The organism is Novosphingobium sp. FW305-C-30-35, assembly GCF_058783135.1.
In genome coordinates, this window is record NZ_JBYSYJ010000003.1 from 238,490 (window position 1) to 265,340 (window position 26,851).

General features: G+C 63.2%; 21 protein-coding genes and 3 pseudogenes. 16 read left to right on the forward strand and 8 right to left on the reverse strand.

From position 1 onward, the window contains the following. Nucleotides 1–38: 38 nt before the first annotated feature. The 4 genes from atpD to AC3WLM_RS20665 are packed head-to-tail and all read left to right on the forward strand — an operon-like array spanning nucleotide 39 to nucleotide 2,378. Nucleotides 39–1,451, forward strand: coding sequence for a F0F1 ATP synthase subunit beta (gene atpD / locus AC3WLM_RS20650; RefSeq protein ID WP_039335461.1), 1,413 nt, complete (start codon nucleotides 39–41; stop codon nucleotides 1,449–1,451). Next, nucleotides 1,448–1,858, forward strand: coding sequence for a F0F1 ATP synthase subunit epsilon (locus AC3WLM_RS20655; protein WP_039335462.1), 411 nt, complete (start codon nucleotides 1,448–1,450; stop codon nucleotides 1,856–1,858). The genes atpD and AC3WLM_RS20655 overlap by 4 nt, the downstream gene beginning before the upstream one ends. Beyond that, complete coding sequence (locus AC3WLM_RS20660; RefSeq protein WP_039335464.1) at nucleotides 1,855–2,130, forward strand: AtpZ/AtpI family protein; 276 nt, start codon at nucleotides 1,855–1,857, stop codon at nucleotides 2,128–2,130. Before AC3WLM_RS20655 ends, AC3WLM_RS20660 begins: the two co-directional genes overlap by 4 nt. Continuing rightward, nucleotides 2,127–2,378: an N-ATPase subunit AtpR gene (locus AC3WLM_RS20665; protein ID WP_492478630.1), complete on the forward strand. Its 252-nt coding sequence runs from the start codon at nucleotides 2,127–2,129 to the stop codon at nucleotides 2,376–2,378. Before AC3WLM_RS20660 ends, AC3WLM_RS20665 begins: the two co-directional genes overlap by 4 nt. On the opposite strand, the gene AC3WLM_RS20670 is transcribed toward AC3WLM_RS20665, so the two are convergent. Then, entirely contained in the window at nucleotides 2,375–3,139 is a 765-nt protein-coding gene (locus tag AC3WLM_RS20670; RefSeq protein WP_006949122.1) for an IS6 family transposase, read from the reverse strand. The two genes, AC3WLM_RS20665 and AC3WLM_RS20670, sit on opposite strands and share 4 nt — an antisense overlap. A 66-nt stretch (nucleotides 3,140–3,205) precedes the next feature. Here AC3WLM_RS20670 and AC3WLM_RS20675 point away from each other — a divergent pair. Continuing rightward, nucleotides 3,206–4,489: pseudogene (locus AC3WLM_RS20675) on the forward strand (IS1634 family transposase); the annotation flags it as partial. 118 nt (nucleotides 4,490–4,607) lie between these two features. Here the strand turns inward: AC3WLM_RS20675 and AC3WLM_RS20680 are convergent. After that, a pseudogene (locus AC3WLM_RS20680) lies at nucleotides 4,608–5,315 on the reverse strand (transposase); the annotation flags it as partial. 92 nt (nucleotides 5,316–5,407) lie between these two features. Here AC3WLM_RS20680 and istA point away from each other — a divergent pair. From istA to AC3WLM_RS20715, 7 genes and pseudogenes are all read left to right on the forward strand, one after another. Then, nucleotides 5,408–6,922, forward strand: coding sequence for an IS21 family transposase (gene istA, locus AC3WLM_RS20685; RefSeq protein WP_492478074.1), 1,515 nt, complete (start codon nucleotides 5,408–5,410; stop codon nucleotides 6,920–6,922). Continuing rightward, nucleotides 6,909–7,637, forward strand: coding sequence for an IS21-like element helper ATPase IstB (gene istB / locus AC3WLM_RS20690; RefSeq protein ID WP_492478075.1), 729 nt, complete (start codon nucleotides 6,909–6,911; stop codon nucleotides 7,635–7,637). Before istA ends, istB begins: the two co-directional genes overlap by 14 nt. Before the next feature lie 261 nt (nucleotides 7,638–7,898). Next, the gene (locus tag AC3WLM_RS20695; RefSeq protein ID WP_492477671.1) at nucleotides 7,899–9,311 is read left to right on the forward strand and encodes a flavin monoamine oxidase family protein; all 1,413 of its coding nucleotides are present in this window, start codon (nucleotides 7,899–7,901) and stop codon (nucleotides 9,309–9,311) included. Nucleotides 9,312–9,337: 26 nt separating this feature from the next. After that, a complete protein-coding gene (locus tag AC3WLM_RS20700) occupies nucleotides 9,338–9,748 on the forward strand; it encodes a RidA family protein (protein ID WP_492477672.1) in 411 nt (136 codons plus the stop codon). Nucleotides 9,749–9,813: 65 nt separating this feature from the next. After that, nucleotides 9,814–10,578 (forward strand): IS6 family transposase, encoded by a 765-nt coding sequence (locus tag AC3WLM_RS20705; RefSeq protein WP_006949122.1) that lies wholly within the window; start codon nucleotides 9,814–9,816, stop codon nucleotides 10,576–10,578. Nucleotides 10,579–10,913: 335 nt separating this feature from the next. Further along, nucleotides 10,914–13,121, forward strand: coding sequence for a TonB-dependent receptor (locus tag AC3WLM_RS20710; RefSeq protein ID WP_492478631.1), 2,208 nt, complete (start codon nucleotides 10,914–10,916; stop codon nucleotides 13,119–13,121). Nucleotides 13,122–13,217: 96 nt separating this feature from the next. After that, nucleotides 13,218–13,343, forward strand: a pseudogene (locus AC3WLM_RS20715) (aldehyde dehydrogenase family protein); the annotation flags it as partial. A gap of 54 nt (nucleotides 13,344–13,397) precedes the next feature. On the opposite strand, the gene AC3WLM_RS20720 reads toward AC3WLM_RS20715, so the two are convergent. After that, nucleotides 13,398–14,162, reverse strand: a complete 765-nt coding sequence (locus tag AC3WLM_RS20720) for an IS6 family transposase (RefSeq protein WP_492478632.1) — start codon at nucleotides 14,160–14,162, stop codon at nucleotides 13,398–13,400. Between the two features lie 52 nt (nucleotides 14,163–14,214). On the opposite strand from AC3WLM_RS20720, the gene AC3WLM_RS20725 reads away from it, so the two are divergent. Further along, a complete protein-coding gene (locus AC3WLM_RS20725; protein WP_492478633.1) occupies nucleotides 14,215–14,646 on the forward strand; it encodes a type II toxin-antitoxin system YhaV family toxin in 432 nt (143 codons plus the stop codon). A 543-nt stretch (nucleotides 14,647–15,189) separates the two neighbouring features. On the opposite strand, the gene mobF is transcribed toward AC3WLM_RS20725, so the two are convergent. The 3 genes from mobF to AC3WLM_RS20740 are packed head-to-tail and all read right to left on the reverse strand — an operon-like array spanning nucleotide 15,190 to nucleotide 20,845. Further along, complete coding sequence (gene mobF / locus AC3WLM_RS20730) at nucleotides 15,190–18,234, reverse strand: MobF family relaxase (RefSeq protein WP_492478634.1); 3,045 nt, start codon at nucleotides 18,232–18,234, stop codon at nucleotides 15,190–15,192. 3 nt (nucleotides 18,235–18,237) lie between these two features. Then, on the reverse strand, nucleotides 18,238–20,568 hold the full coding sequence (locus tag AC3WLM_RS20735) for a type IV secretion system DNA-binding domain-containing protein (RefSeq protein ID WP_492478635.1): 2,331 nt from the start codon (nucleotides 20,566–20,568) through the stop codon (nucleotides 18,238–18,240). Then, complete coding sequence (locus AC3WLM_RS20740) at nucleotides 20,555–20,845, reverse strand: CopG family transcriptional regulator (RefSeq protein WP_492478636.1); 291 nt, start codon at nucleotides 20,843–20,845, stop codon at nucleotides 20,555–20,557. The genes AC3WLM_RS20735 and AC3WLM_RS20740 overlap by 14 nt, the downstream gene beginning before the upstream one ends. A gap of 341 nt (nucleotides 20,846–21,186) precedes the next feature. Here AC3WLM_RS20740 and AC3WLM_RS20745 point away from each other — a divergent pair, with 341 nt between their 5' ends. Continuing rightward, nucleotides 21,187–21,546 carry a hypothetical protein gene (locus AC3WLM_RS20745; RefSeq protein WP_427467691.1) on the forward strand — a complete coding sequence of 120 codons (360 nt, stop codon included), beginning with the start codon at nucleotides 21,187–21,189 and terminating at the stop codon, nucleotides 21,544–21,546. A 160-nt stretch (nucleotides 21,547–21,706) separates the two neighbouring features. On the opposite strand, the gene AC3WLM_RS20750 is transcribed toward AC3WLM_RS20745, so the two are convergent. Next, complete coding sequence (locus tag AC3WLM_RS20750; protein ID WP_039337958.1) at nucleotides 21,707–22,018, reverse strand: hypothetical protein; 312 nt, start codon at nucleotides 22,016–22,018, stop codon at nucleotides 21,707–21,709. Between the two features lie 430 nt (nucleotides 22,019–22,448). Further along, the gene (locus AC3WLM_RS20755; protein WP_492478637.1) at nucleotides 22,449–23,492 is read right to left on the reverse strand and encodes a DUF2493 domain-containing protein; all 1,044 of its coding nucleotides are present in this window, start codon (nucleotides 23,490–23,492) and stop codon (nucleotides 22,449–22,451) included. 452 nt (nucleotides 23,493–23,944) lie between these two features. Between AC3WLM_RS20755 and AC3WLM_RS20760 the strand changes: the two genes are divergently transcribed. Together AC3WLM_RS20760 and AC3WLM_RS20765 are read left to right on the forward strand one after the other, a co-directional pair. Further along, nucleotides 23,945–25,192, forward strand: coding sequence for an ATP-binding protein (locus AC3WLM_RS20760; protein WP_492478638.1), 1,248 nt, complete (start codon nucleotides 23,945–23,947; stop codon nucleotides 25,190–25,192). 398 nt (nucleotides 25,193–25,590) lie between these two features. Then, the gene (locus AC3WLM_RS20765) at nucleotides 25,591–26,847 is read left to right on the forward strand and encodes an IS701 family transposase (RefSeq protein ID WP_492478639.1); all 1,257 of its coding nucleotides are present in this window, start codon (nucleotides 25,591–25,593) and stop codon (nucleotides 26,845–26,847) included. The last annotated feature ends 4 nt before the right edge of the window (nucleotides 26,848–26,851 follow it).

Here is a 26,851-nt window from a genome sequence, read left to right on the forward strand (position 1 = left end):
ACGGTCGGGCATGATTATGGTCTGACCCGGCAACCGGCATGGGCGTGATACCATCCATAGCCAGGCTCGGCCGGATTGCGGCGCTCCGCGGTCCCGTCCTCGATGTCGAGTTCGACGAAGGGCCGCTGCCCGCAGTCAATGAAGCACTGCGCATCGATGCGGCGTCAGGCCCGCTGGTCGCGGAAGTGCAGAGCCATATTGATGATCGGACCGTCCGCGCCGTCGCGCTTCAGCCGACCTCCGGTCTGGCGCGCAATGTCGGCGTGGTGGCCTTGGGCGCACCCATCGCGGTTCCGGTCGGAGACAAGGTTCTTGGGCGGCTCCTTACGCCGACCGGGCAGGTGGGGGACGGCGGCGCGCCGCTCGGACCGGATGTGCCATTGAGGCCGATCCATCGCGCACCCCCACCGCTCGACGAGCAGAGCGCGGCGACGGCGATGTTCGAGACCGGCATCAAGGTCATCGATCTGCTCGCACCGCTTGCCCAGGGCGGCAAGGCCGCCATGTTCGGGGGCGCGGGGGTGGGCAAGACCGTGCTGGTGATGGAACTCATCAACGCGATGGTCGCCCGCTACGAGGGTGTCTCAGTGTTCGCGGGCATCGGCGAGCGATCGCGCGAGGGCCATGAGCTGCTCACCGACATGCGCGGCTCGGGTGTGATCGACAAGACCGTGCTCGTTTTCGGGCAGATGAACGAGCCGCCGGGCGCGCGCTGGCGGGTCGGGCTGACCGCGCTCACCATCGCCGAACATTTCCGCGACGAGCAGAAGCGCAACGTCCTGCTGCTCATGGATAATGTGTTCCGCTTCGTCCAGGCCGGCAGCGAGGTGTCGGGCCTGCTTGGACGCATGCCCTCGCGCGTCGGCTATCAGCCGACGCTGGCCAGCGAGGTGGCCGCGCTGCAGGAGCGCATCGCCTCTGTGCATGGGGCTGCGGTGACCGCGATCGAGGCGGTCTATGTGCCCGCCGACGATTTCACCGACCCTGCGGTCACCGCCATCTCCGCCCATCTTGACAGTTCCATTCTGCTCTCGCGCGCCATGGCGGCCGAAGGCATCTATCCCGCGGTCGATCCCCTGGGGTCCTCGTCGATCCTGCTCGATCCGCAGGTCGTGGGTGATCATCATTACGCGCTCGCCCAGCAGGTCCGAGAGACGATCGCGCATTATCGCGAGCTGCAGGACATCATCTCGCTGCTCGGCATCGAGGAGCTGGGCCGCGAAGACCGGCTGATCGTCGGCAGGGCGCGGCGACTTCAGCGCTTCCTGACCCAGCCCTTCATGGTGACGCGGGCCTTCACCGGGCAAGCCGGCCGCTCGGTGGCGCTGGCTGATACCCTGAAGGGCGTCGCGGCCATCCTGTCGGGCGAGACCGACGACTGGCCCGAAAGCGCCTTCTACATGGTGGGCGATATTGAAGAGGCACGCTCTCGCGTGGGGCAGGGCGCATGAAGCTGCGCATCACCGATCCGACCGCGATCCTCGTCGACGCCGATGTCGCGTCGGTTCGCGCCGAGGACGCCAGCGGCAGTTTCGGCATCCTGTCGGGCCATGCCGATTTCTTGACCGCGCTTGGCGTCTCGATCGTCTCCTGGCGGGGCTCCGATGGCGCTCCCGGCTATTGCGCGGTGCGCAACGGCATTCTGACCGTGAGCCACGGCACGGAGGTCGCGGTCGCGACGCGCGAAGGCCATGTCGGCGATGACCTTGGAACGCTCGAGCATGACGTGCTCGCGCGCTACCGCGAGCGCGACGAGGGCGAACGATCCGAACGGACCGCGTCGGCGAAGCTCAGGATGCAGGCGATCCGCCATATGGTCGAGGCCCTGCAGGGTGGTGGCCGGGAGCTTGGTCTGTGAACGCGGACAAGCCCGAGCAGCCGATCGTCGAAGCCATCCGGACCCGCGCGGAACGGCGGCGGCTTGCGCAGCGGCTTCCTTCCGTCGCCCGCAATCTCGGCCAGATCGGCGTGCTCGGTTGGCAGATCGTCCTGCCCGCGCTGGTCGGTCTCGCGATCGGCCGCTGGCTCGACCACCGGCTGGATAGCGGCATCTTCTGGACCGCGCCGCTCCTGCTCGTCGGGCTCGCCCTCGGCTGCTGGTCGGGCTGGCGCTGGATGCACCGGCAATGAGCCAGCTCTCCCCCATCCTGTTCCTGGCCCTCGGATTTGCGGTCGGCCTCGCCCATTTCGCGGCCATCGCGAGAGAAGCCGACCTCGTCACACATGGCGGCTCGGCATCGCGCGCGATCCTGCTGAGGCTCGGGCGTCTCGCCGTCACTATTCTGGTCCTCGTCATCGCCAGCCGCCAAGGGTGGCCGGCGCGGCTCTGTTGCAAACATGGGGCACGGCCGCGCGGCGTCACCCAGTTGGGGGATTAGGCAGCATTGGCGAAATGCTTATTGAGCATAATCATGGTTTCGGTCAGGGCCGAGGGTCCAATTCCGAATGCTCTTTCAACCAGGCGCACCTCCCCCATGATACCTGGCTGCAGGCACCATGCCTGGGCCTGTCCTTTGCGTAGGGCGCGCATGACCTCGAAGCCCTTGATCGTGGCGTAGGCCGTTGGCATCGACTTGAAGCCACGTACCGGCTTGATCAGCATCTTCAGCTTGCCGTGGTCGGCCTCGAGCACGTTGTTCAGATATTTCACCTGCCGGTGCTCGGTTTCCGCCGCCAGTTTGCCTTCGCGTTTCAGCTCAGCGATTGCTGCGCCGTAGCTGGGTGCCTTGTCGGTATTGAGTTTGGCCGGCTTTTCCCAGTCCTTCAGGCCACGAAGAGCTTTGCCCAGAAAGCGCTTCGCCGCTTTGGCGCTGCGTGTCGATGACAGATAGAAATCAATCGTGTCGCCCCGTTTGTCGACCGCCCGGTACAGGTAGGTCCATTTGCCCCGCACCTTTACGTAGGTCTCATCCAGACGCCAGCTCGGATCAAAGCCGCGCCGCCAGAACCAGCGGAGACGCTTCTCCATCTCCGGCGCGTAGCGCTGCACCCAGCGATAGATCGTCGTATGATCGACATCGATCCCACGCTCGGACAGCATTTCCTCGAGATCACGGTAGCTGATGCCGTATCGACAATACCAGCGCACCGCCCATAGGATGACCTCGCCGGTAAAATGCCGTCCTTTGAAATCGTTCATCGCAACTGACCTTGACAGTACATGAGCCCAATCTTGGAAACCGTGTCAGAGTTTGCAACAGAGCCGTTCGTGTCAGGCTCGGACCGGGCGTGCACCGACTGGATGAAGAGCTATGCCATCGACGGAGTTGAGGATCTGGCGCTCCATCACTTCTACCGTGCCATGGCCTGGCTGGGCGAGGAGATCGAGGAGAAGGCTGAAGGCGCGTTGGCACCCCGATGCGTGAAGGACGTGATCGAGGAGAAGCTGTTCGACAGGCGCCGGGACCTGTTCACGGATCTGAGCCTCGTGTTCATGGATACCACCTCACTATCGTTCTACGGCGCAGGCGGTGACACGCTGGGGCGGCGTGGTCATTCCAAGGATCACCGGCCCGAGCTTGCGCAGATGATCCTGGCCGTGGTGATCGATGCCCAGGGGCGGCCGATCTGCACCGAGATGGTGCCGGGCAATACGGCCGATGTGAAAGTCCTCCTGCCCATCGTCACGCGCCTGCGTACGCGCTTCGGGATTACCCGGTCCTGCGTCGTGGCCGATCGCGGCATGATCAGCGCCGACACTATTGCCGCACTCGAAGAGCTGGGCATGGAATACATCCTCGGCGCCCGCGAGCGATCAAGCAGCGTCATCCGCGATGTCGTGTTGAACGACACTGCTCCGATGGTTCCGCTCGTGCTCGAGCGGCAGGCAGGCGAGACCCAGCTGTGGGTCAAGGAGGTCCGTGTCGGCAGCGGCAAGGACACCCAGCGTTACATCGTCACGCTGAACGAGGCCGAAGCCAAGAAGGACAAGGCGGACCGTCAGGCCATCATCGACGGGCTCCAGGCCCAGCTCAAGAAGGGCGACAAGGCGCTGGTCGGTAACTCGGCCTATCGGCGTTATCTCAAAGCCAGCGGCAAGAGCTTCGAAATCGATCTGGGCAAACTCGCCGACGAGGCCCGCTTCGACGGCATCAGTGTCCTGCGCACCAATGCCCGGATCACCCCGCTTCAGGCCGTCATCCGCTATCGAGACTTGCTACAGGTCGAAGCCCTGTTCCGCGTGGCCAAGGCCAGCTTCGATACCCGGCCGATCTTCCATCAGTCCGATGCCGCGATCCGCGGCCATGTCTTCGTCTCGTTCCTTGCCCTGACGCTCGCCAAGGAACTGACCCGGCTATGCCAGGACAAGGGCTTCCAGCCCGAATGGCAGCCGCTTCTCAACGATCTCGATCGTCTCCAGCAGGCCACCATCGAAAAGGATGGCAAGGCCATTACCACACGCACGCACGTCACAGGTGACGTGGGCAACGTCTTCAAGGCTGTCGGCATCGCACTCCCAGCCAACATTGCTGAGCAGACCGCAACGTAAGCTCCGCCGCGCGTTCGCGCGTCCCACACATCAGCCGCAAAATGTAGTGGTAACACCCGCGCACACTCGCGTATCCTATTGATATAAAATCCGTTCTATGAAGGCACTGTTCAACTTGGGTGTGGGTGATGAAGGCAATGATGCGCATCTGCCCACCGCACATGGGGCACAGCAGCGGAAATGCCTCGTAGATGCGGGTAATCAGCACCGCCCACAAGTAATGCGCCGCTCGCTTCGGGCGTGCTTCAGGTTCGGGTGTGGGTGTGGCCGCGTTGCCCGGCGCCGCCACCCCAGGTACGCCCGCGCCAGGTTGTGCAGTCTCCACCGTGGCTGGTTGCGACGCAGCAGGCTGAGCCAGCGCCGTTACCGCCGCTCTCAGCGGCGAGTTTGGTGCCAGCACACCAAAGTAGCGGTGCCGGTGGGTGCGTGGCGGTGGCACCAGCGCGGCGATGCGGTCGATCAGTTCCAGCGGTGTGAGGTGCAGCTCATCTGCCTTGGCACCACGCTTGTCACTGGTGGGCTCGCTGCGCTGTTTGGCACAGCGGTACACCAGTTTGCTTCCCTCTTTGCGTAGGCGCTCCATGGAAAACGGTGGACGCGCGCAATAGCGCAGCAGCCGCTCCAGCGCAGCGCGGTCGTGGGCTTCGATGCACACCCCCGCATCCACCGAGAAGCCGCTGTGTTTGTAGCCCAGCATGTCTTTGGCGTCACAGTTCTCCAGCAGGCCCCGAGCAACGAAGGCGCGCAGGATGCGTTTTTGCAGTGTGGTCTGCACTGGGGCCACGGTAGCCGCATCGATGTGTGGAGCGGCGTGCAAAATTGACCCCCATAGCGGGGTGATCGGCGTCTAAAATTGACCCCTTCATTCCTGGGTGTGAGGCACCGCCGTTTGGGATTTCCAAGCGGTGGGGGATGGGGATGTTGATTGTGGAGACGACGGCGAAGATCCGACGAGAAGCGAGGCAGGGTAAACCGATCAAGGCGATCGCGCGGGATATGCATTTGTCGCGCAATACGGTGCGCAAGGCGATCCGGGCACCCGAGGCGCAGTTCAGTTATGAGCGGCGAGAGCAGCCACGTCCGCAGACCGGCCCGTTCCGGGAGCGCCTGGATGAGTTACTGGAACAGAACGAGGAACGGCCCCGCCGTGATCGGCTACGGTTGACCCGGCTTCACGATCTGCTGGAGCGGGAGGGCTTCACCGGTTCCTATGATGCGGTCCGGCGGTATGCGGCGCGCTGGAAGCGGGAACGCCGGGTGGATGCCGGGGACATGAGTAAGGTGTTCATCCCGCTGCTGTTCCGCCCCGGCGAGGCCTACCAGTTCGACTGGAGCCACGAGGACGTCGAGATTGCAGGCAAGCCGATGCGGGTGAAGGTGGCCCATATGCGGCTGTGCTGGTCGCGCGCACCGTTCGTACGGGCCTATCCGCGCGAGACGCAGGAGATGGTGTTCGATGCCCATGTGCGCGGCTTTGCCTTCTTCGGCGGTGTGCCCACCCGGGGCATCTACGACAACATGAAGACCGCGGTGACGACCGTGTTCACCGGCAAGGAGCGCATGTTCAACCGACGGTTCCTGATCATGACCGACCACTACGGCGTGGAGCCTGTGGCCTGCAGTCCGGCGGCGGGGTGGGAGAAGGGCCAGGTCGAGAACCAGGTCCAGACTGGCAGGGAGCGACTGTTCAAGCCTCGCCTGCGCTTTGCCACTATCGAGGAGTTGAACGCCTGGCTGGAGGCCGAGTGCCGGCGCTGGGCCGAGCGCTATGCCCACCCGGACCTGGAAGACACGACCATCGCTGCGGCCCTGGAGAGGGAGCGCGCCATGTTGCAGCCACTGCCCGTGCCGTTCGACGGGTTCTTCGAGAGCGAACATGTTGCCACCGCGACCTGCCTCGTCAGCTTCGATCGCAACCGCTACTCGGTCATGGCCAGTGCCGCTCGGCAGGTGGTGCAGGTACGCGCCTATGCCGACCGGATCGTGATCCGCCATGCCGGCAAGGTGGTCGCTGAGCATGCCCGCATGTTCGGACGCAACCAGACCGTGCTGGATCCCTGGCATTATCTGCCAGTGCTCGCGCGCAAGCCCGGCGCCTGGCGCAACGGCGCGCCGTTCCATGACTGGGAGCTGCCGCCTGCACTGGCACAGCTGCGTCGCAAGCTAGGCAGGAGCGACGATGCCGACCGGCGCTTTGTGCGGGTACTGGCTGCCGTGATCGACGATGGCCTTGCCGCGGTTGAGGGCGCGATACGCGAAGCCTTGGCGGCAGGCGCGGTCAACGACGAAGTGGTCCTCAATATCCTGTCGCGCCGACGCGAACCGCAGGTAGCGCAGCCCATCGACGTCGTGGTGGACCTCAAGCTCAAGCATCCGCCCATTGCCGACTGCGCGCGCTACGACACGGTGCGAGGCCTTGATGCAGCGGCATGAGATGATCAGCGCCCTGAAGGGGCTGGGCTTGAAGGGCATGGTCGCAGCCTTCGACGATGCGGTCACCCATGGCATCCGCCGCGACCGCTCCGTGATGGAGATGTTGGGCGACCTCCTGCATGCTGAAGTTGCACACCGCGAAGCAGCGTCGATCCGTTACCGCATGACCGCAGCCCGCCTGCCTGCGATCAAGGATCTGGATGGCTTCGTGTTCGACGATACACCGATCAATGAAGGGCTGGTTCGTTCTCTACACGCCGGATCGTTCCTGCCTGAACAGCGTAATATCGTGCTGGTCGGCGGCACCGGCACCGGCAAGACGCACCTGGCCCTTGCCATCGCTGCCGCCGTGGTCCGTGCCGGGGCACGAGGGCGGTTCTTTAACACCGTCGATCTGGTCAATCGGCTCGAGGAAGAGGCCCGTCAGGCCAAGGCAGGCAGCCTTGCAGCGCAACTAGCCCGGCTCGACCTCGTCGTGCTTGATGAGCTGGGATATCTGCCGTTCGCCCGATCAGGCGGCCAGATGCTGTTCCACCTGATCAGCAAGCTCTACGAAAAGACCTCGGTGATCATCACCACCAACCTGGCGTTCGGCGAATGGCCGAGCGTGTTCCACGATGCCAAAATGACGACGGCGCTGCTCGATCGCATTACCCACCATTGCGATATTATCGAGACGGGCAACGACAGCTGGCGGTTCAAACACCGCAGCTGAACCCCTTCCCCCGGACCCCCATCCCCGGCGGTTAACCCGGTGGGTCCACAGGTACCTCCCACGGACGCCGCCGCCAGCGCTCCTGACGGCGCGCGTCGTCGTCCGCGGGGCCCTCCTATGGACTACCGGGATAACCGCCAAAACAACAATCAGCTGGGGTCAATTTTGGACGCCGATAGGGGGTCAAATTTGCGCGCCGGTTGACACGCGAGCACACAGCAGTGCAGTGAGCCGCAGGAGAACGACAAGCAGGAGAGAGCAATGGTCAACACCAACGGCTTTGCGCCAACCACTTACGACGCGGATGTCATCGTCATCGGCGCGGGCATTTCCGGCAGCGCTGCCGCGAAGTCGCTGCACGACCAGGGCGTCGAGGTCCTCATCGTCGAGGCCAACGACCGCATCGGCGGACGCACCTGGACGGAGCCGGAAGGTATGCCGGGCGGTGCCCTCGACAAGGGCGGCATGTTCATCGGCGAGACGCACAAGCACCTCATCGAACTCGGCACGAGCCTGGGTCTCGAGATGACGCCGTCCGGCAAGCCCGGCGACGACACCTACATGATGCTCGGGAACGTGCACCGGGCACCCGACGAGAAGCTCGACCCCAGCCTGTTGTTCACCGCCGAGTACGAGGCATCGCTCGAGGCGCTCGACGCCCTCGCGGACCGAGTCGGCTATGAGGAGCCCTGGGCCTCGCCCGACGCCGCGGAGCTCGACAGCAAGACCGTCGCCACGTGGATCGAGGAGTCCTTCGAGCACCCCGAGGTCAAGCGCCTCCACACGCTCTTCGTGAACGTGTTCCTCGGCGCCGACGCCTCCGAGGTCTCGCTCCTCTACTGGGCCTACTACGTCAGCGAGTGCGAAGGCGTCGCCCAGCTCATGGGCACGCGCGACGGCGCGCAGTGGGCCTGGTGGGTCGGGGGCGCCGCTCAGGTGAGCTGGCGCATCGCCGACGCCATCGGGCGCGAGAAGGTGCTCCTCAACTGGCCGGTGACCCGTATCGCGCAGGACGATGACGGCATCACGGTCTTCTCGGGGGAGCGCAGCCTCCGGGCCCGCAACGTCATCATCGCCATGGCGCCCATCGCCGCGAACCAGATCCGCTTCGAGCCGGCCCTGCCGACCTCGCGGGCGCAGCTCCAGGCGCGCGCGCCCATGGGCCGCTACTTCAAGATCCAGGCGCGCTACCCCAGCACGTTCTGGGTCGAGCAGGGCAACTCGGGGGCGCTCGTCGACACCGACGACATGGGCGTCTTCGTGCTCGACGGCACCAAGCCGATGGACTCGCTCTCGGCGCTCATCGGCTTCGTCGGCGGCACGCACTACGACCGCTGGTCGGCGAAGTCGCCCGAGGAGCGGAAGCAGGGCTTCATCGACGTGCTCGTCAAGGCGTTCGGCCCGCAAGCGGCCGAGCCCAGCTACTACCACGAGACCAACTGGACCGAGCAGGAATGGGCCAGGGGCGGCCCCGTCACCTACATGCCCACGGGCGTGATGTCGAACTTCGGTGCCGCGCTGCGCGACCCGATCGGCCGCATCCACTTCGCCGGTACCGAGGCTTCGTACCAGTGGTCGGGCTACATGGAGGGTGGCGTGCGGGCTGGCCAGAAGGCGGCCGCCGCGATCGCCCAGGAGATCCTCGCCGGTTCGGCGCGAGAGGGCGAACGATGAGCCGGGCCGCTGGAGGGGCTGGCGCTGTGACCGGCCAGCGCGCCGGGGGCCGGCCGATCATCCCCCCGTCGATGGCCGAGTTCGCCGAAGAGTACGGCTTCGCACCCGGATTCGAGGCCGGCGGCCTCCTCTTCATCTCGGGTCAGATCGGTGCGGATGCTTCTGGCGAGGCTCCCGAGGTCCCGGCCGAGCAGGCTCGCCTGGCGTTCGAGGGCATCGGCGCCGTCCTCGCCGAGGCAGGGCTGGGATTCGACGACATCGTGAGCATCACGAGCCACCACGTGGGCGATGTCGCGGGCATCTTCGACTGGTTCCCGGAGGTCAAGGACTCGTTCGTGAAACCGCCGTATCCGGCGTGGACCGCGCTCGGGGTCAGCGGCCTGGCGATTCCGGGCGTCGTCGTCGAGATCAGTGCGATCGCGAGGGCCTCGCGCTAGGGCTCTGTTGCAAACTCTGACACGGTTTCCAAGATTGGGCTCATGTACTGTCAAGGTCAGTTGCGATGAACGATTTCAAAGGACGGCATTTTACCGGCGAGGTCATCCTATGGGCGGTGCGCTGGTATTGTCGATACGGCATCAGCTACCGTGATCTCGAGGAAATGCTGTCCGAGCGTGGGATCGATGTCGATCATACGACGATCTATCGCTGGGTGCAGCGCTACGCGCCGGAGATGGAGAAGCGTCTCCGCTGGTTCTGGCGGCGCGGCTTTGATCCGAGCTGGCGTCTGGATGAGACCTACGTAAAGGTGCGGGGCAAATGGACCTACCTGTACCGGGCGGTCGACAAACGGGGCGACACGATTGATTTCTATCTGTCATCGACACGCAGCGCCAAAGCGGCGAAGCGCTTTCTGGGCAAAGCTCTTCGTGGCCTGAAGGACTGGGAAAAGCCGGCCAAACTCAATACCGACAAGGCACCCAGCTACGGCGCAGCAATCGCTGAGCTGAAACGCGAAGGCAAACTGGCGGCGGAAACCGAGCACCGGCAGGTGAAATATCTGAACAACGTGCTCGAGGCCGACCACGGCAAGCTGAAGATGCTGATCAAGCCGGTACGTGGCTTCAAGTCGATGCCAACGGCCTACGCCACGATCAAGGGCTTCGAGGTCATGCGCGCCCTACGCAAAGGACAGGCCCAGGCATGGTGCCTGCAGCCAGGTATCATGGGGGAGGTGCGCCTGGTTGAAAGAGCATTCGGAATTGGACCCTCGGCCCTGACCGAAACCATGATTATGCTCAATAAGCATTTCGCCAATGCTGCCTAATCCCCCAACTGGGTGACGCCGCGCGGCCGTGCCCCATGTTTGCAACAGAGCCCCATTGCGATATCGTCGAGACAGGCAACGACAGCTGGCGCTTCAAAAACCGCAGCTGACCCAGCCAGAAAACCGCCTTCGCGCTGCTGACGCCTCCGGTCGGGCTACGCCCTCCCTACGCCGCCAGCAGCGCGAAACATGCGCTCAACATCAAAGGATCCTCATAGCCGCAGAGGGGTCCCTTTTGCGCGCCGATAGGGGGTCCCGATTGAACGCCGATTGACAGCAAGGTTCACGAAGGATAGAGCACGAATACAATCACCCTGAAACCGGGAGCAAAGACAATGAGGGAACGTCTTTTCCGATCGATCGCCATGGCAGGGGTAGCCAGCGGTTCGATCCTTCTGGCCTCTCCGGCATTTGCGCAACAGGCGCAGGCCGATGAGGCGGTGCCTGAGGGCGAAATCGTCGTCACCGCAACCAAGCGGGCGGAAAGCCTTCAGTCGGTGCCGATCTCGGTATCGGCCATCGGTGGCGACGCGCTGTCTAAGTCGCGCGTGATGAACGTCGACAGCCTTGTTACCAAGGTTGCCAACCTCCAGCTGACGTCGATCGTTGGCGACAATACTCCGATCTTCTCGCTGCGCGGCGTGTCGATGTCGGACTACAGCCTCAACCAGGCAAGCCCGGTGGCGACGTACTATGACGAAGTATACAAGGGTAACTTCGCCTTCCTTGGCGTGGCGATGTACGACCTTGAACGGGTAGAGGTGCTGCGCGGGCCGCAGGGCACACTCTATGGCAAGAACACAACGGGCGGCGCGGTAAACATCATCGCCAATGGTGCCAAGCTTGGCGAAACCAGCGGCTATGTTAACGCAGGCTATGGCAATTATGACCGCATCGACCTCAACGCGGCGGTAAACGTGCCTTTGGGGGACAAGGCTGCACTGAGAGTGGCGGGGACTTATGCCAAGGCGGACGGGTGGTTCAAGAACGTCGTGCCCGGCAAGCCCGACCTCGCCTCCACCGACGAATATGCGGTCCGTGCGACACTGAATGTGGAGGCAAGCGAAACCGTGCGTTTCGTGCTGCGCGCATCCACCAGCTTCCAGAATCCGTACAACTACGGCATCTATGCCCAGCCCGAAGCCGCCAACCGCCCAGGACTTGGCCGCCGCGAAATCGCCTCGAACATCGATACAAAGCGGCGTGCGCGTACCTATTCCGTGGCGCTGACAAGCACGTTCGATGTTTCCGACACGCTTGCGGTCACCAGCATTACCGCCTGGGACAAGGGCAACCTGTTCTTCTACGAGGACACCGACGGCACGGCGGGGCAGCTGCTGGAAATCCCCTACAATGACCGCGCCACCCAGTTCGCACAGGATCTGCGCCTGACCAGCAATTTTGGCGGACCGTTTGATTTCATCCTCGGCGGCTACTTCCACCGAGAAAAGGTGTTCAACGAGACCACTTTCGAGATCGGAAAAGACATCGATTCCGATGGCCTGCCCGGCATCACTGCCAATGATTGCGCGGTAGGTCTGCCGCTGGCATGCCTTTTCCGCAACCGTTTTGACCAGCTCAAGAAGAGCTACGCAATATATTCCGACCTGAAGTACGAGCTGTCTGACGCGGTGACGCTGCGCGGTGGCCTGCGCTACACCCACGACACCGGCGAGCAGAGCGGATTCCGGTCAGATGCGCTGGGCGTTGACGGCTCCTTGATCGCAAACCTGATCCCTGTTTCCGCGCTGCGCTATTCGCAGGACAATCTCTCAGGTAAGATCGGGCTCGACTACAAGCTGGCCAACGGCAACCTGATCTACGCCAGCGTCAGCCGCGGGTATCGCGCGCCCAGCTTCAACGCGCAGGCCTTCTTCGATCCGGCAGAGCTTTCGATTGCCAAGCCGGAGCAGGTCACGTCCTACGAAATCGGCGCCAAGACACAGTTTGCTGATCGGCGGGTGACGCTCAATTTTGCCGGTTTCTACTACGATTACCGGAATCAGCAGTTCATCAACTTCGATCCTGCCTCAGCGGCGCAGACGCTGCTCAACATCCCGAAATCCCGCATCTACGGTGGGGAAGCGGAAATTACCGTGCGGGCAAATGATCGCCTGACGCTGCATAGCGGCATGGGCGTGCTGGCCACCAGGATCCAGCGCGGCAGCGTGAGCGGGGTGAATGTCGCCGGCAATCGCCTGTCCAACGCGCCGACCTTTACCTTCAACGCCACAATCGATCTTACGCTCGTCGATGGAGACATGGGCAAGGTGTCGGTTCACCCCGACGTTTCCTACCAATCCAGCCAGTTCTTCGAGGTGCTGAACGTGCCGCGGCTTCGGCAGACGTCATATGCCTTGGTTGGCGGCCACATCGACTGGGAGAGCGCTGACGGCCGGTTCAATGCCTCAGTGTGGGGCAAGAACCTGACCGACAAGTTCTATTTCACGTCACGCGTCGATCTGCTGGCGGGCTTCGGCTTTGATTACAACCACATCGGCAACCCGCGCACTTACGGTGTGACGGTAGGCGCGAAGTTCTGACAATCTGATTTTGAAGGCGGGAATAACCGCCGGGAGAGGACCATGGCTGACTACAAGCTGCTGATCGGCGGCGATCTCGTCGATGGCGACATGACGATGGATGTGATCAATCCTGCCACCGGAAAGGCCTTCTGCAAGGTACCTCGGGCGTCGGCTTCCCAAGCCGATGCGGCCGTCGCCGCGGCGAAGGCTGCGGTTCCCGGGTGGTCTGCGGTGCCATGGGCGGCTCTGTTGCAAACATGGGGCACGGCCGCGCGGCGTCACCCAGTTGGGGGATTAGGCAGTATTGGCGAAATGCTTATTGAGCATAATCATGGTTTCGGTCAGGGCCGAGGGTCCAATTCCGAATGCTCTTTCAACCAGGCGCACCTCCCCCATGATACCTGGCTGCAGGCACCATGCCTGGGCCTGTCCTTTGCGTAGGGCGCGCATGACCTCGAAGCCCTTGATCGTGGCGTAGGCCGTTGGCATCGACTTGAAGCCACGTACCGGCTTGATCAGCATCTTCAGCTTGCCGTGGTCGGCCTCGAGCACGTTGTTCAGATATTTCACCTGCCGGTGCTCGGTTTCCGCCGCCAGTTTGCCTTCGCGTTTCAGCTCAGCGATTGCTGCGCCGTAGCTGGGTGCCTTGTCGGTATTGAGTTTGGCCGGCTTTTCCCAGTCCTTCAGGCCACGAAGAGCTTTGCCCAGAAAGCGCTTCGCCGCTTTGGCGCTGCGTGTCGATGACAGATAGAAATCAATCGTGTCGCCCCGTTTGTCGACCGCCCGGTACAGGTAGGTCCATTTGCCCCGCACCTTTACGTAGGTCTCATCCAGACGCCAGCTCGGATCAAAGCCGCGCCGCCAGAACCAGCGGAGACGCTTCTCCATCTCCGGCGCGTAGCGCTGCACCCAGCGATAGATCGTCGTATGATCGACATCGATCCCACGCTCGGACAGCATTTCCTCGAGATCACGGTAGCTGATGCCGTATCGACAATACCAGCGCACCGCCCATAGGATGACCTCGCCGGTAAAATGCCGTCCTTTGAAATCGTTCATCGCAACTGACCTTGACAGTACATGAGCCCAATCTTGGAAACCGTGTCAGAGTTTGCAACAGAGCCTTTTCCTCGACCAACTGGAGAAGCTGACGCTTGCTGTCGAACGCGCCCGTGCGAAGGGTCCCAGCGGATACGCATCGACTGCCAACGCGAAGCTCCTCACGGCGCTTCGCAAGTTGATGTTTGAGCTAATCCCCGTCGATCCAGCCCGCCCCGAATTCCGACAGGGCGGGACGCTGGGCCCGTCCCGCAAGCACTGGTTCCGGGCGAAGTTCGGAAATGGGCGATTCCGCCTGTTTTTCCGCTATTCGACATCCGCAAAGATCATCATCTTCGCATGGGTCAACGATAGTGACACGCTTCGCACCTATGGCGCGAAGAACGACGCCTATGCCGTCTTCAGGGCTATGCTCGACAAGGGCAACCCGCCCGAGGATTGGAATGCCCTGCTGAAGGCAAGTGAGACACTTACCGAAAGCTGACCCGGGCTACTCAGACCCAACTGCATCTCGACATATTCGACCTCGATCCGGTCGACATCGACAATACGTCCTCACACCCGGCCCCGCCCGCTGACCTCCACCGCTCATTCGTCGACAAACCCAAGCCGCCAGCACAGCCTGTCTTCGTCCGGCAATATCGGCCCACGCGCTCCCGGTGCGGTAGTGCCGTCGTGGTACCTGGAGACACGGGGGCGGGATGGCGTCGTAGGTCATGGATGGCGCAATCTGGTCGGAAGGCAGCCGCCCGCAGACCGGACGACATGCTCGTCCTTAGCCTGCCGAGCCGCTTTCTTACCAGTAGTGTCTGGGTGAAGGATTGGCGCGGCCCGGTGGGAGGTAACCCGGACCGCGCCGTCTTGCCCTTACGGGCAGGAAGTGAAAGCGCGCGCTGTCCCCGCAGATCATGGCTCGGAAGCGACGATCCATGGGCAATGCAAGGGCAACCGGCATTGTCATTCAACGCCTCGACAAAGCTCGTCTGAACGCCGAAGTGCGAAAGGCTGCCCATGCACTGGGACAACTTCACAGATCGAGTCCCAGCGACTTTTCGGGCACGGGGAGTTGCCTGACCGGAGCTTCGGATGCTGGCCCCAATACCGCGTCGAGCTTCGCCTTGAGATCTGCGCTCATCCTAAGTTCCGGCAACTTCCGGGCATTGACCGGATTGTGGTGGCGGGGTTCGACCTCAAGTTTGCCTGTCACCTCGAGCGCGGAGGTCTTGTTCCCAGGCGTCCGGTCGAGCTGCTGTTTGAGGCCCTCGAGGTCGTTGGTGACGACCATCATGTCGTCGGTCGCACGGGTGTTGAGCACATTCTGCGTGCGCTGGGTCGCAAGGTTGCGCTGCGAGGAGGATATAACCTCGATCGCTTCCGGTTTCGTCATGCCCTGTGCCATGTGGGCATTGAGCGCATAGCCAAGGTCGAGCCGGCGTAGCATCGGATCGCCCGGTGCGAGCACCAGTTGCCTCTTGTCGGCAAGCTCGACCCGCACACCTTCAGGCCGGGCCTCGAGGACGGTCGCATAGGTCGACTTGGCGATGTCGCGCGCCCCATCCTGGTCGCGCCAGAACACGGTCTCGCCGTCATGAATCTTGAGCTCTCTCTGCTCGTAGAGCCCGATCCGGTCGAAGCGATGATCGGGGTCTAGCCGGTCAGGGGCGATGACCTTGCGCCGTCCCCCGGCCTCGAGCACGACCTTGCCATTCTTGCGGATTTCGCGGACCTCGTACTCCCCGCGCTTCAGCCCCAGTTCGCGCACGTCCATCCGCGCGTCGAACACCTGTCCAACCCGGTAGGTCGAGGCAAAGCGAAGCTCCTCGCGCGTGGTGTTGGCGCTCTGCAGGGTGGTGAGGGGAAGACCCGATCCGGTGAGCGTGCCTTCCTTGAGCAGCCCCACCTGGACCCGCGCATTGATCTCGGCGCGGTCCTCGCGCCCGGCGGTGAAGATGGCGGTCGCCTCGCGCTTGTCGGGACTGAGTGACAGCCATATGTCGGCTGCACGGGCCACATGGTCGGGCCCTGCTTCGATCACCCGGCCGTGAGCCGCAAGCAGATCGAGCGCGAGGCTCGCATGACCTTCATTGGAGAGCCCGGCGACAGCCAGCAGCAGGGGCGAGTTCTTCTGGCGGATGTTCTCGTCCATCCGCACGGTGGCTTGCCTCGCGGCCTGGCTGACCGCGAACATCTTGCCCTGTTCGATCGCCGACAATTGCTGGCGGTCGCCCATGAACGGTGCCTTGGCGAGATCGAGCTGCTCGGCAAGCGCGGTCAGTCGCAGCATGTCGCGCGAGGAGACCATCGAGCTTTCGTCGGTTATGATGACGGTATTGGCGAGACCCGCCTTGGCGGCCTCGAAGCGCTCGCCCGATCCCGCGGCCGCGGCCCCGCCATAGGTGCTGAGAAACTTGGCGATCGTGTAGGCCTCGATCCCGGCCTCGCGCATCTGCTCGGCCGACATGCCCTGGCCGCCCCCGCCGCGCAGGTCGGCAACCATCTTGTTCTGAAAGGCGAGCCCGACGAGCTTGACGCCTTCATTGCTCAGGACCTTGTCGAGCGCTCCGAGCAGCGTCGACTTACCCGCACCCGCCACGCCCTGGACATTGAGAAAGCGATCGGTGCCGGAGAGGATCGCGACGCCGGCTGCGAGCTGTCCTTCGTTCAGCCGCCAGGTATCGACCCCGGCGCGGGCCTGCCCAAGTTCGCGCGCCGCGTCCTGCAGCCGCGCCATGGCCTGCTCGGGCGGCATGAACGCGCGGCCCTTTCCGGCCCCCTCATCAATGCGGTCCAGAATCTGTTGTTCCATAGCGAGTGCCGCCGGCGTCGTCACCAGATCGAAATGGCCATCGAGCCGGTCAGTCTTGCCGGGGATCAGGTGGCCGTCGCGAATGAGTTCGCCGATCCGCTCAACGACGGCGCCGCCTTCAAGACCCTTGATTTGGAAACCCAGCGCGGCACTAAGGATCGCCTGCGGCGAGAACGCCGCCTCGCGCTCGGACAAGTGGCGGATTGCGGATGCGGTGGCGTGCTGTGCCTTGAGCGTGCCGGCGGGGAGGAACAACGCTGCCGCGCCGCTCACCGCCAGCGGGCTCGGCGTGCGCAGCGCGGCGCCGATCCGGGTTGAGATTTCACCGAGCGCCGCGGTCGCGGTTTCACGGAAGGTTGGGCGTGCCTGTACTTCGGCGCGGGCTCTGGCCTCTGCGATCAGCGCCTTGCCGTCGAATCCCACTGCCGCGGAGCGATCCTGCCATGCCTGAACGAGTGCTGCGCGGTCCTCGACGGCGAGCTTGGGATCGCGGGTATTGACCGTCACCCGGTCTTGTCCCTGCGGGGAAGCGATGCCGAGTTCCTCGACCTTGGTCAGGATGTCTTCTCGGCGCTGGCTGAACTCCTTGATGACCTCCCTCGGCACGCCCTTGATCTCGAACGATCCGTGCTTGCCGGCGGCCTCGGTCTCGTAGCCGAGCTTCTGCAACTGGGCGCGGAAGGCGGCATGGTAGAACTGGCCGATCGTCGTGTTGTTCTTCCAGATCTCGCCGTTCCACAGCGCCTTCCAGGTACCCTTCGGATCGCGGGTCAGGTTGGCGACGACGGCATGGATGTGGCCCTGCGGATCGAGCGCACGGCTCGTGTCGTGGGCGAACAGCGCATAGACGAGATTGCCGGTCTTTTGCGGCTCGCCGCTGCGCGAGCGGTCGTAATTGCGGCTCTCGGCAAACTGCTTTTCGACGAGCTGAGACATCGTCGATTTTACGGCGGCGAGGTGCGCATCGAGGATGCGCTTGTCGCCGCTCACCAGTGCGAGGATCGAAGCGGACTTGGGCATCGAGAAGGTAAGGTCGAGACCCAGACGACGCCCCTCGACCTGACCCACCATCTCGCCGTCGGGCAGCCGCCCATTCAAAATCGCCGCGAACTGATCGCGCTCGACCTGGCCCTTAAGTCCGAGCGCGCGCGCACCCTCGCCGCCCCAGACCCCGGCTTCCGCGTGTTCATCGGCCGTGTAGTAGTTATCGTTCGCGAAATAGTCGGCTGCGCCGCTCGACGACCTGACGGATGCGATGGAGTGCATGGCCTACATCTCCATGCCGCCGTCAGCGGAGGGGGTATCGAGCTCAGGCTCTCGCGACGGTTCCTTCCCCCGTCCGTCCGCGGCCTCGCGGTCGATCGCTTCGGCAAGCTCGCGCGCAGCCTGCGTGGCCCGCTGGGCGGGGAGCTTAAGGGCCGCACTGCGGGGGGCTTTGGATGCGGTTTCGGGCTCGTTGGCGCGCGCAGTTGACGCGCTCTTCACGATCTCGGCGCTGGCGATCATCGAGCGCCCGAGGCTGGATTGCGGCGCTGCCGTGGGCTCGGCCTGCGCGGCGGCAAAGTTCAGCTCTTCCTGGCGGGAAGCGGGACAGGGCTTTGCCGGTTCGTCGTCGATCGCGGGTGCAGGGAAGAGTTCAATTTCATCTTTGTTTTCGCGTCCGCCGGCTTCGCCTTCCGCGTCATCGTCGGCATCGCGCGCAAACTCGATCGGCTCGACATGCGCGCGCAAGACATAGCCTTCGGCAACCTTGGGATAGTCCTTGTAGGTAAGCTTGATCCGCGCGGCATCGAAGCCTTCGGGGAACACCAGAAAGCCGCGCAGCGAGGGCAGCTTCATGATGTCATCGGGGAGCACCAAAGGCTGCACTTCAGAGCGCGGGGTGATCGTGGCGGCGTCGCGGATGTTGGAATAGCCGTAGCTGTAGGCCTCATCCATCATCCGCACCTCGCGGTGCCCGATGTAGTCCGAGCAGTGCTCGGCGGTGTCTCGGTCGGCTGCGGCGAGAACGAGCTTGGTGCGCGCAAGCGAGGCGAGGTTTTGCGCCCCCTCCTTGCCGTAGGTCTCGGCCAGCTTGGCGAAAGAATGGATGCCTAGCACGAAGGCGCCGCCGAAGCCGCGCGCGGTCTGCAGCCCGTCCTCGATCGCGGGCAAACGGTGGAGCGCGTGGACTTCGTCGAAGAAGAACCAGGTGCGAAGATCCCGGGTGCGCGGCAGGCGCATCAGGGTGTGGACCGCAAGGTTCATCCAGAGCGAGAGCAGCGCCCGGTTGAGCACCAGTTCGTTGTGCAAGGAGGTAATGAACAGGATCGAGCCGGGCTTGTTCTCGGCCCGGATCCAGTCGGAGATCGAGAAGCGCTCCTTGCCTTCGGGAAGGAAGCGCAGAGCCTGTGCGTTGGTGTTGAAGACGGCGCGAATGGATTCTGCCATCTTGGCGGCTTCGGGCGCGGTCAGCGGGTCGGCGACGGTGTGCTCGAGAAGTTTGTGAACCTCCTTGAGGTCGGCCATCATCAGGCGGCTCGCGAGCGCCTGGTTGGTCGCCTCGCCAAGCTTGATCAGCTTGATGCAGGTCTCGACGAACAGCGTGCGCGCAGCCAGCATCCAGAAGGGTTCTGCGCCGCCGCCATCTGCCGGAAGCAGGGCGGCGGCGATGCTGGTGAAGTCGGCATGGTTCTTCGCTTCGGCGAAGACCGACCAAGACGGGCAGCGCTCGTCCATCGGGTTGAGGATGGTGTCGGTTGCGGGGTTGTAGAACGCCTCGACATAGGCCCCGGTGAGGTCGAACACGACGGCCCGGTCGCGCCGTGCGCGCATCTGCGCGATGAGCGCCCGCATCTGGGTCGTCTTGCCCGTGCCGGTCGAGCCGATCATGATCGTGTGGGCCTGCTCGGTCCGCCAGGGGAAGGGCACTCCCGCGATTGAATAGGCGTGATGGATGCCCGCCTCCTTGCGCGCCGCGAGACTCATTTTCATGACCTCGTCGAAGCTCATGCCGGGGAGGCGCTCGGCGATCTCTTCGCCGAGCATGTCGCGGTTATGAGCGTTGATGACATCGGCAAGTTCGGCGGCATCGACCAGCATGGCGCCGCGCTGGTGCCGCTCCTCGAGGATCGACTTTCCGCGCCGCTTGGAGAAGTCGACGAACCACACCGCGATCGGCACGGCGACGAAGAGCGAGATAAACAGCGAGCCCCAGATTGCCCGCATCAGCTTGTTCCAGGCGACGACGACATCGGGGTGCGAGGCGACCATGCCAACAGGAGCCCGGACGACTTCGCCGGAGGGAAGGGTGAGGTTGAGAATCTTGGCGTGCGAGAACTCCATGAAGGTCCATCCAGAGGCGTAGACCCGCATCAGGATCATCTGGATCTCTTGGCTCTCGAGCAGCAGCGCGAGGACGATCGAAAGCGCGATGCAGAAGGTGAAGAACCACACAAGCAGCGGCATCTTCGCCGAGGCAAACCACATCATGAACTCATGGGTGATGAGCTGCGAGCCGCGGGTGAAATCGCCGGCGTTGCGCGGCATGTTCCCGCGCGCGGAATGGTGCTGCAGCTTGCCCGGCCGCGCCCGGTCGGACCAGGTGTCAGGACGCGGCACAGAGCGCCTCCATCCGGCGTTCGGCTTCGGTGATCAGCGCGCTGTGGGCATCCGGGAACTGGCGCTGGACAATGAGGTCGGCAACCAGGAACAGATACTCGGCCGAAAACTGGCGGCGACGATCTGCCTCGCTGGTGCCCGACATGACGCCCAGGAATTGCTCAAGCGCGATTCGCAAGAGGTTCGATCGGGAGACGTTTTGCGCGATTGCGGCGGCGTGCGCCGCATCGGCCAGCGGCTGTGGAAGCCGGAGTGTTATCAATACTGTTTCAGTCATCACCACGCCCTTCGAAAGGGCCTGGTGGAGATTGCGCGAGAACGGTTTTAGGCCATCGGTGGGCCCTTGGCAAGAAAGCGGTTGGGGACCAAATGGCGTATTACAATGTAATACCGTGGAAATAGCGCAATTCCGGGACTTTAACGGCGAGCTTCAACGCTGTAATTCGATGTATTACCAAATGTCCACTCTGTAAACACACGCATTTCCGCCATTTTCCCTACGCCCCTGCCGTGTAGGGTGTGCAAATCTTCCCCATAATCCGATGCCTTGTATCTGGTGACTGGCTTCTGGTCTTTCTGGCGCATGGATTCGGGCTTTGACCACCTGTCTTTAAGCCAATGAGTACCGCTGATTTCAGGACGGGGTCGCAAGATTTATTTCCAGGACTGGTGGCAAAGGGCTTGCCACGTCAGACACTGCTTGGAATCTTTGGCGCGGGAGGTTTCAGCACCAACCCACGAGGTATCATCATGGCCAGGAAAGGAAGCCTTGAAGCGGAACGACAGGCAATCGCAAAGGAGCGTCAAGCGCTGGAAGCGCGCGAGGCAAAACTGCGCGAAAGCGAGCGGGCAGCGAGTGTCGAACTGATGCACAAATCGGTTCTCGGCAAGGCCCCGTTCGAGAGGGTCGAAGCATTCTTCGCCGCTCTTGGAAAGCTCGGTCTGGACGAAGCTGAGAAGCGCCTGCGGGCAAGCTGAAACCGGTCTCGACCGAGGCCGGCGCAGCCGGGGTTCCCAAAGTTGCTGGCTGCGTCGGCAGGCAGGCGAGGGGGCCCCGGCTGCGCTTTATCGGGGACAAGCAAAAAGAGGGGCCGGAGAGCCCTCAAGAGCCCTCCGGCGCGGTGCTATATGCGGCCTGTCAGAACGGGCAGTCCGCGTCCCATTCGGGATCCATCACCACACTCATGAAGCTCGCGGCGCGGCCGATGTTCGCTTCGTCGAAGTCGTCGGCCATCATACCCGGGACGGATTGGACGATCCGGTCGATCAGGTCCTGGGGCAGGGCGTTGTAGTCGCCCTCGTCGATGGCGAGAAAGCCGCCGAACTCGTCCTCGATGACATGGCTGTCGAAGAAGCTGTGCTGAGCCCGGACAGTCGCGGCGCGTACCGCGGCGTCATAGCTGATGTGGTCGAAAGCCGGGATGTCGAGGGTCTTGGTAAGAGCGTTCATGTGAGCCTCCTGTCAAAGGAATCGAAGAGGTCTCCTCGGGTATGGCCAACCTTGGCCCGGGTCAGGAACGGGCCGCCCGCGGCCCGCCGCGTGAGCGGGGGTGGGGGAGCCGATTTTTCGCCTTCTTCAGGCGCAAAAATTGGGGGAACCGTGCTTCTTGACGCGGGCCAATGGCGGCCATCATGCTTGGAATTCTGCGAGAGTGTCTAACCCTGTTGGGCAGCACCCCGGCGGTCCCAGGCACGGGTCTTGAGCGCCCGGCCGATGCGAAGCCTTCGCAGCCCCGCCAGAAGGCCGTCAGGCCATTACTGGCGGGGGCAGGAAGCGAGCGAGCCGGGCATGACAGTGTGCGTCCCGATCGACAAAAATGAAGGGCATCCGGCGGTGAGACCGGACACCCTTCTGATTGATGAAGACAGATCAGCCCCGCTCAGAGCGGCGGGAGATCGTCGCCATCGGCAACGCGCTTCATTGCCGGGCGTTCAGCCTGCGCTGGAGCCTTGGCCTTCGCCGCCAGAGCCTCTTTCTGGGCCGAAGCATCGCGCACGATGTGAAGGGGAATTCGCGCCTCACGCAACCGGTCAGCGAGGTTCGCCTGGATGCCACCGCCGCTGCACACCACCGCTTCGACCGGCTTGAAGGCGAGCATGCGCGCATTACGCTGATAGGGCGCAGAAGGTCCCCGCGAGGTGTCGGGCTTGCACAGGATCACCGGCACATTGTGGCGCGAGGCCCATGCTGCTGCGATCACGTCCGCGCCCTTGTTCTGCGCGGTCGTTGCCAGCGCCATCGACGGGACCCGGGTGTGGATCGCATCGAGGTAGTCTTCCACCAATGCAATGTCGGTGAACTGCTGCCCGCCCGAGAACACCACAACCGGACCCGAGGGGGCGAACTGCTCGCGCCGCTGCGCCTTCTGTGCCGCGAGATAATCGCGCGCTTCGATCATGGAGGCATTGGTCTTGGAGGACACCCGCGAACCCCGGACCGGCGAGAACGGACGGCCGGTTTCGACGAGGTAGATCCGCGCGGCATGATCCCGCATGCATTCCATCGCATCGCGGCATTCGGCAAGGCTACGGGCCTGCATGGTGAGGTCCTCAAGGTCGGTGGCGTAGACCTCGCTCGGATCGTACTCGCGCAGCTTCTCCTGAAGCCGGTTCGCCATCGCATCCTCGCGATCATCGAGGCGCTTGGCCACGACATGGAAGCTGTTGGCGATGCCCCAGGCGACTTCGCCGGCGAAGTCCTCCATCCGGGTGTCGCGGAACAGGTCGAAGACCGTTGCCAGCATGATCTCGATCGCCGCCTGCGCCGCTTCCGGGTCGGGCATTTCAGCTGCGCTCGGCTCATGCTCGATCGAGAGCTTGGCCAGTTCGGTCTGCTCCATGAACGCCCGGGCGTAGTCGGGCGTGGCGATTTCGCGCGCATAGTGTTCAGCAAGGTCGGCAAAGTTCGAGAAACGGTCCGTCATGATAACCTCCAAAAGGAATTTTCTCTCATCACGCTGATGAAAGATGTGCCTTGAAGGACGCCGGAGTCAGGCAGTCAGGGACGGCGGCGCGCACGCGCTGCCGCCGCGAATAGCGGGCGTGGGGGGAGCCGATTTTTGATCGCAAGGCGCTAGCCGCAGCAGGCCAAAATCGGGGGGCACCCGCGATCCTTGACGGCCGCCAATCTCCCAGGCGTCATGCTATGGCGATGCTGATTTCGCTCAGCCACCGAGATGAGAGAGAGATTACGGTTTTGCCCCCGAAACCCTGAACCTGAAAGGAGCAGGGGCGTTCGGGGTTAACCGCAAAACACCGCTACTCTTCGCTGATCAAGCGGCTGTGAGAGGGCTGGGTTGGCGATGGGACGGATATAGACTGACGATTGGTCAGGCTTAGATTGACGATTGGACGCACTTTGATGTAGCAATTGGCCATGATCGCATCTCCAAAATTGCCGCTCGTACCGCGCCGTGCAGAGACGGCTGTGGCGACAGCACTCGAGGATACGCGCGTCGTGCTGGTCGAAGGTCCGCGCCAAGCGGGCAAGACGACCCTTGTGCGACAATTCGTTCACGAGCGTCGCCCCTACCTGTCGCTTGATGACCCGGTTATTCTTGCCAACGCCAAGAGCGATCCGGTCGGGTTTATCCGGAACCTGGAGGGTGCGGTCATCGACGAAATCCAGCGAGCTCCCGAACTCATGCTGGTGATCAAGCAGTCGGTCGATACCGACACAACCCCGGGACGTTTCCTGCTGACGGGCTCAGCCAATGTCATGGCGCTGCCAACGATAGGGGATTCGCTCGCGGGCCGTATCGAGATCGTCGAACTCTTTCCGTTCGCCCAGGCGGAGCTGTTGGAACGATCAGGCGATGCGATCGATCGCTTCTTCAGCGGCGATCCGATTGTGATCGGTGAACCCGTTGTCGGGCAGGATCTGGCGCAGCTGGTCACCCGAGGCGGATATCCCGAAGCCATAGGTCGCGCCGACGGAAAGCGGCGGATCAAATGGTTCGACGACTATCTCGCCTTGATCCTCGATCGGGACGTGCGCGACATTGCTACGATCGACCAGTTGGAAAAGCTCCCCTTGCTGGTCCGGCTGCTCGCGGAGCAGTCGGGACAGCTATCCAATCATTCCAACATGGCGTCGGCACTGCAAATCTCGCGGGCGACAGTCGGGCGTTACATCGAGACGCTCGAACGCATGTTCCTGATCGACACGCTGCCGCCCTGGTTCAGCAATCGTATCTCGCGCCTCATCAAGACACCGAAGCATCACTTCCTTGACAGTGGCCTCCTGGCCGCGCTCCGTCGCTTCAGCCCGGCACCGCCGCAGACAGATCCCGAGCGCTTCGGCCCGCTCCTCGAGAGCTTCGTCGGGTCTGAACTACGCAAGCTGATCGGCTGGAGCAATGCACGCGTGACCCTCTCGCATTTTCGTACGAAAGAGGGTGACGAGGTCGACTTCGTGCTCGAGGATCAACAGGGACGCGTCGTCGGTATCGAGGTCAAGGCTTCCGCGACGTTGCGTCGCGGGGACTTTTCGGGGCTGCGCAAACTCGAAGAGGCGGCGGGCGACAAATTCGTTCGTGGGCTGGTGCTCCACGACTATGACGGGCCGCGACCGTTCAGTGAGAAGATTTCCGGTGTTCCTGTATCGGTGCTCTGGGCCAACTGACCATGCGAAAAGCATGATCAGGCTGGTTGAACTTCACTTGCGAGCCGGTAGGACCTTTGAGATCCGATGCGCTGGAAGACGACAAAGTGGCCATCGTAGCCGATCTGTCGGCGGATCCGGGCTGAGACCGCAGCGCGCGTCCAGTCGGAACTTCGGTCGAGCGCTTGCTATTGTAGGCAGTATCCAGCTTCGATGGCGAAACCGATTTTGCCTAGCCGCTCGACGGCCTCGCTCGCCAAGATCCGGATCCCGATGATATCCCCAGGCCCGCCGGTCAGCGGCGAGGGCTCGGCCTTGGCGTAAAGACCCTAGCACTACTTTGGCAGAAGTGTGGTTTTGGGATTCCCTTGGCCCGTAATGCGTGATTCATGGGGAGCCAGCTTTGACGGAGGCTGGCGATGGACGAGGACTGGCGTGCGGATCTGGAGCGGTGGCTTGAGCCGTATCTGGGCTGGCTGGGTAACAAAACGCGGCGCCGGATGTGTCCGGCCTATATCGCCGGGCTGATTGGGCCGGGTGATCGCAAGAGTATCCAGCCCATGGCGGCCCGGTCTGACGCCATTGCTTATGACCGGCTGCATCATTTCATCGGGGCGGGCCTGTGGGACAGCGCGCCGCTGGAAGCGACCTTGTGGAGTCAGGCGGATGAACTGGTGGGCGGTGACGGAGCCTGGCTGATCATTGACGACACCGCGTTGCCGAAGAAGGGCAAGGCGTCGGTTGGCGTCGCGCCGCAATACGCCACAGCGCTGGGTAAGAACGCAAACTGCCAGACGCTGGTGTCGGTGACACTGGCCTCGGGCGAAGTTCCGGTCATGCTGAGTTTGCGGCTGTTCTTGCCGGAAAGCTGGACGAGCGATGCCGCGAGAATGGATAAGGCCGGCGTGCCTGCGCCCTTGCGTGAGTATCGCACAAAACCGGAGATCGCGATCGAAGAGATCGACCGAGTTATCGCTGCCGGAGTGCGCTTCGGCTGCGTGCTGGCCGATGCTGGTTATGGGTTGTCGGCTCCGTTCCGGCAGGCACTGAGCGAGCGCGGCCTTTGCTGGGCCGTCGGCATCCCTCGGCACCAAAAGGTATACCCGTCCGATGTGGAACTGATCTTCCCGGTGGCGGCTCGCGGGCGACCGCGGGTTCGGCACGTGCCAGACGTCAAGTCCCGGGCTGCACACACCATGCTCGAAGACGCTAAGTGGCGTCAGGTCAGTTGGCGCAAGGGAACAAAGGGACGCCTGAGCGCACGCTTTGCTGCTGTGCGTGTGCGCATCGCCGACGGAGCTCCCCAGCGGATCGGCTCCGCCGGAGCCCAGCATATGCCGGGGGAGGAAGCTTGGTTGGTGGGCGAGCATCGTTCGAATGGCGAACGCAAATACTATCTCTCGAACCTGCCCGCCGGCACTCCGGTCAAGGACCTGGCCAGCGCGATCAAAGCGCGCTGGATATGCGAGCAGGCCCATCAGCAACTTAAGGAAGAACTCGGCCTCGACCACTTCGAGGGCCGGTCCTGGACCGGGCTCCATCGCCACGCATTGATGACGATGCTGGCCTATGCCTTCCTGCAATTCCGCCGGATCGCCCAGGCGGGACGGAAAAAAAAGAGTCTGCGGCCCGCCGCCGCAACCCAGCCTGCCAGCAGTACGCCAAGCCATTATTGACTGC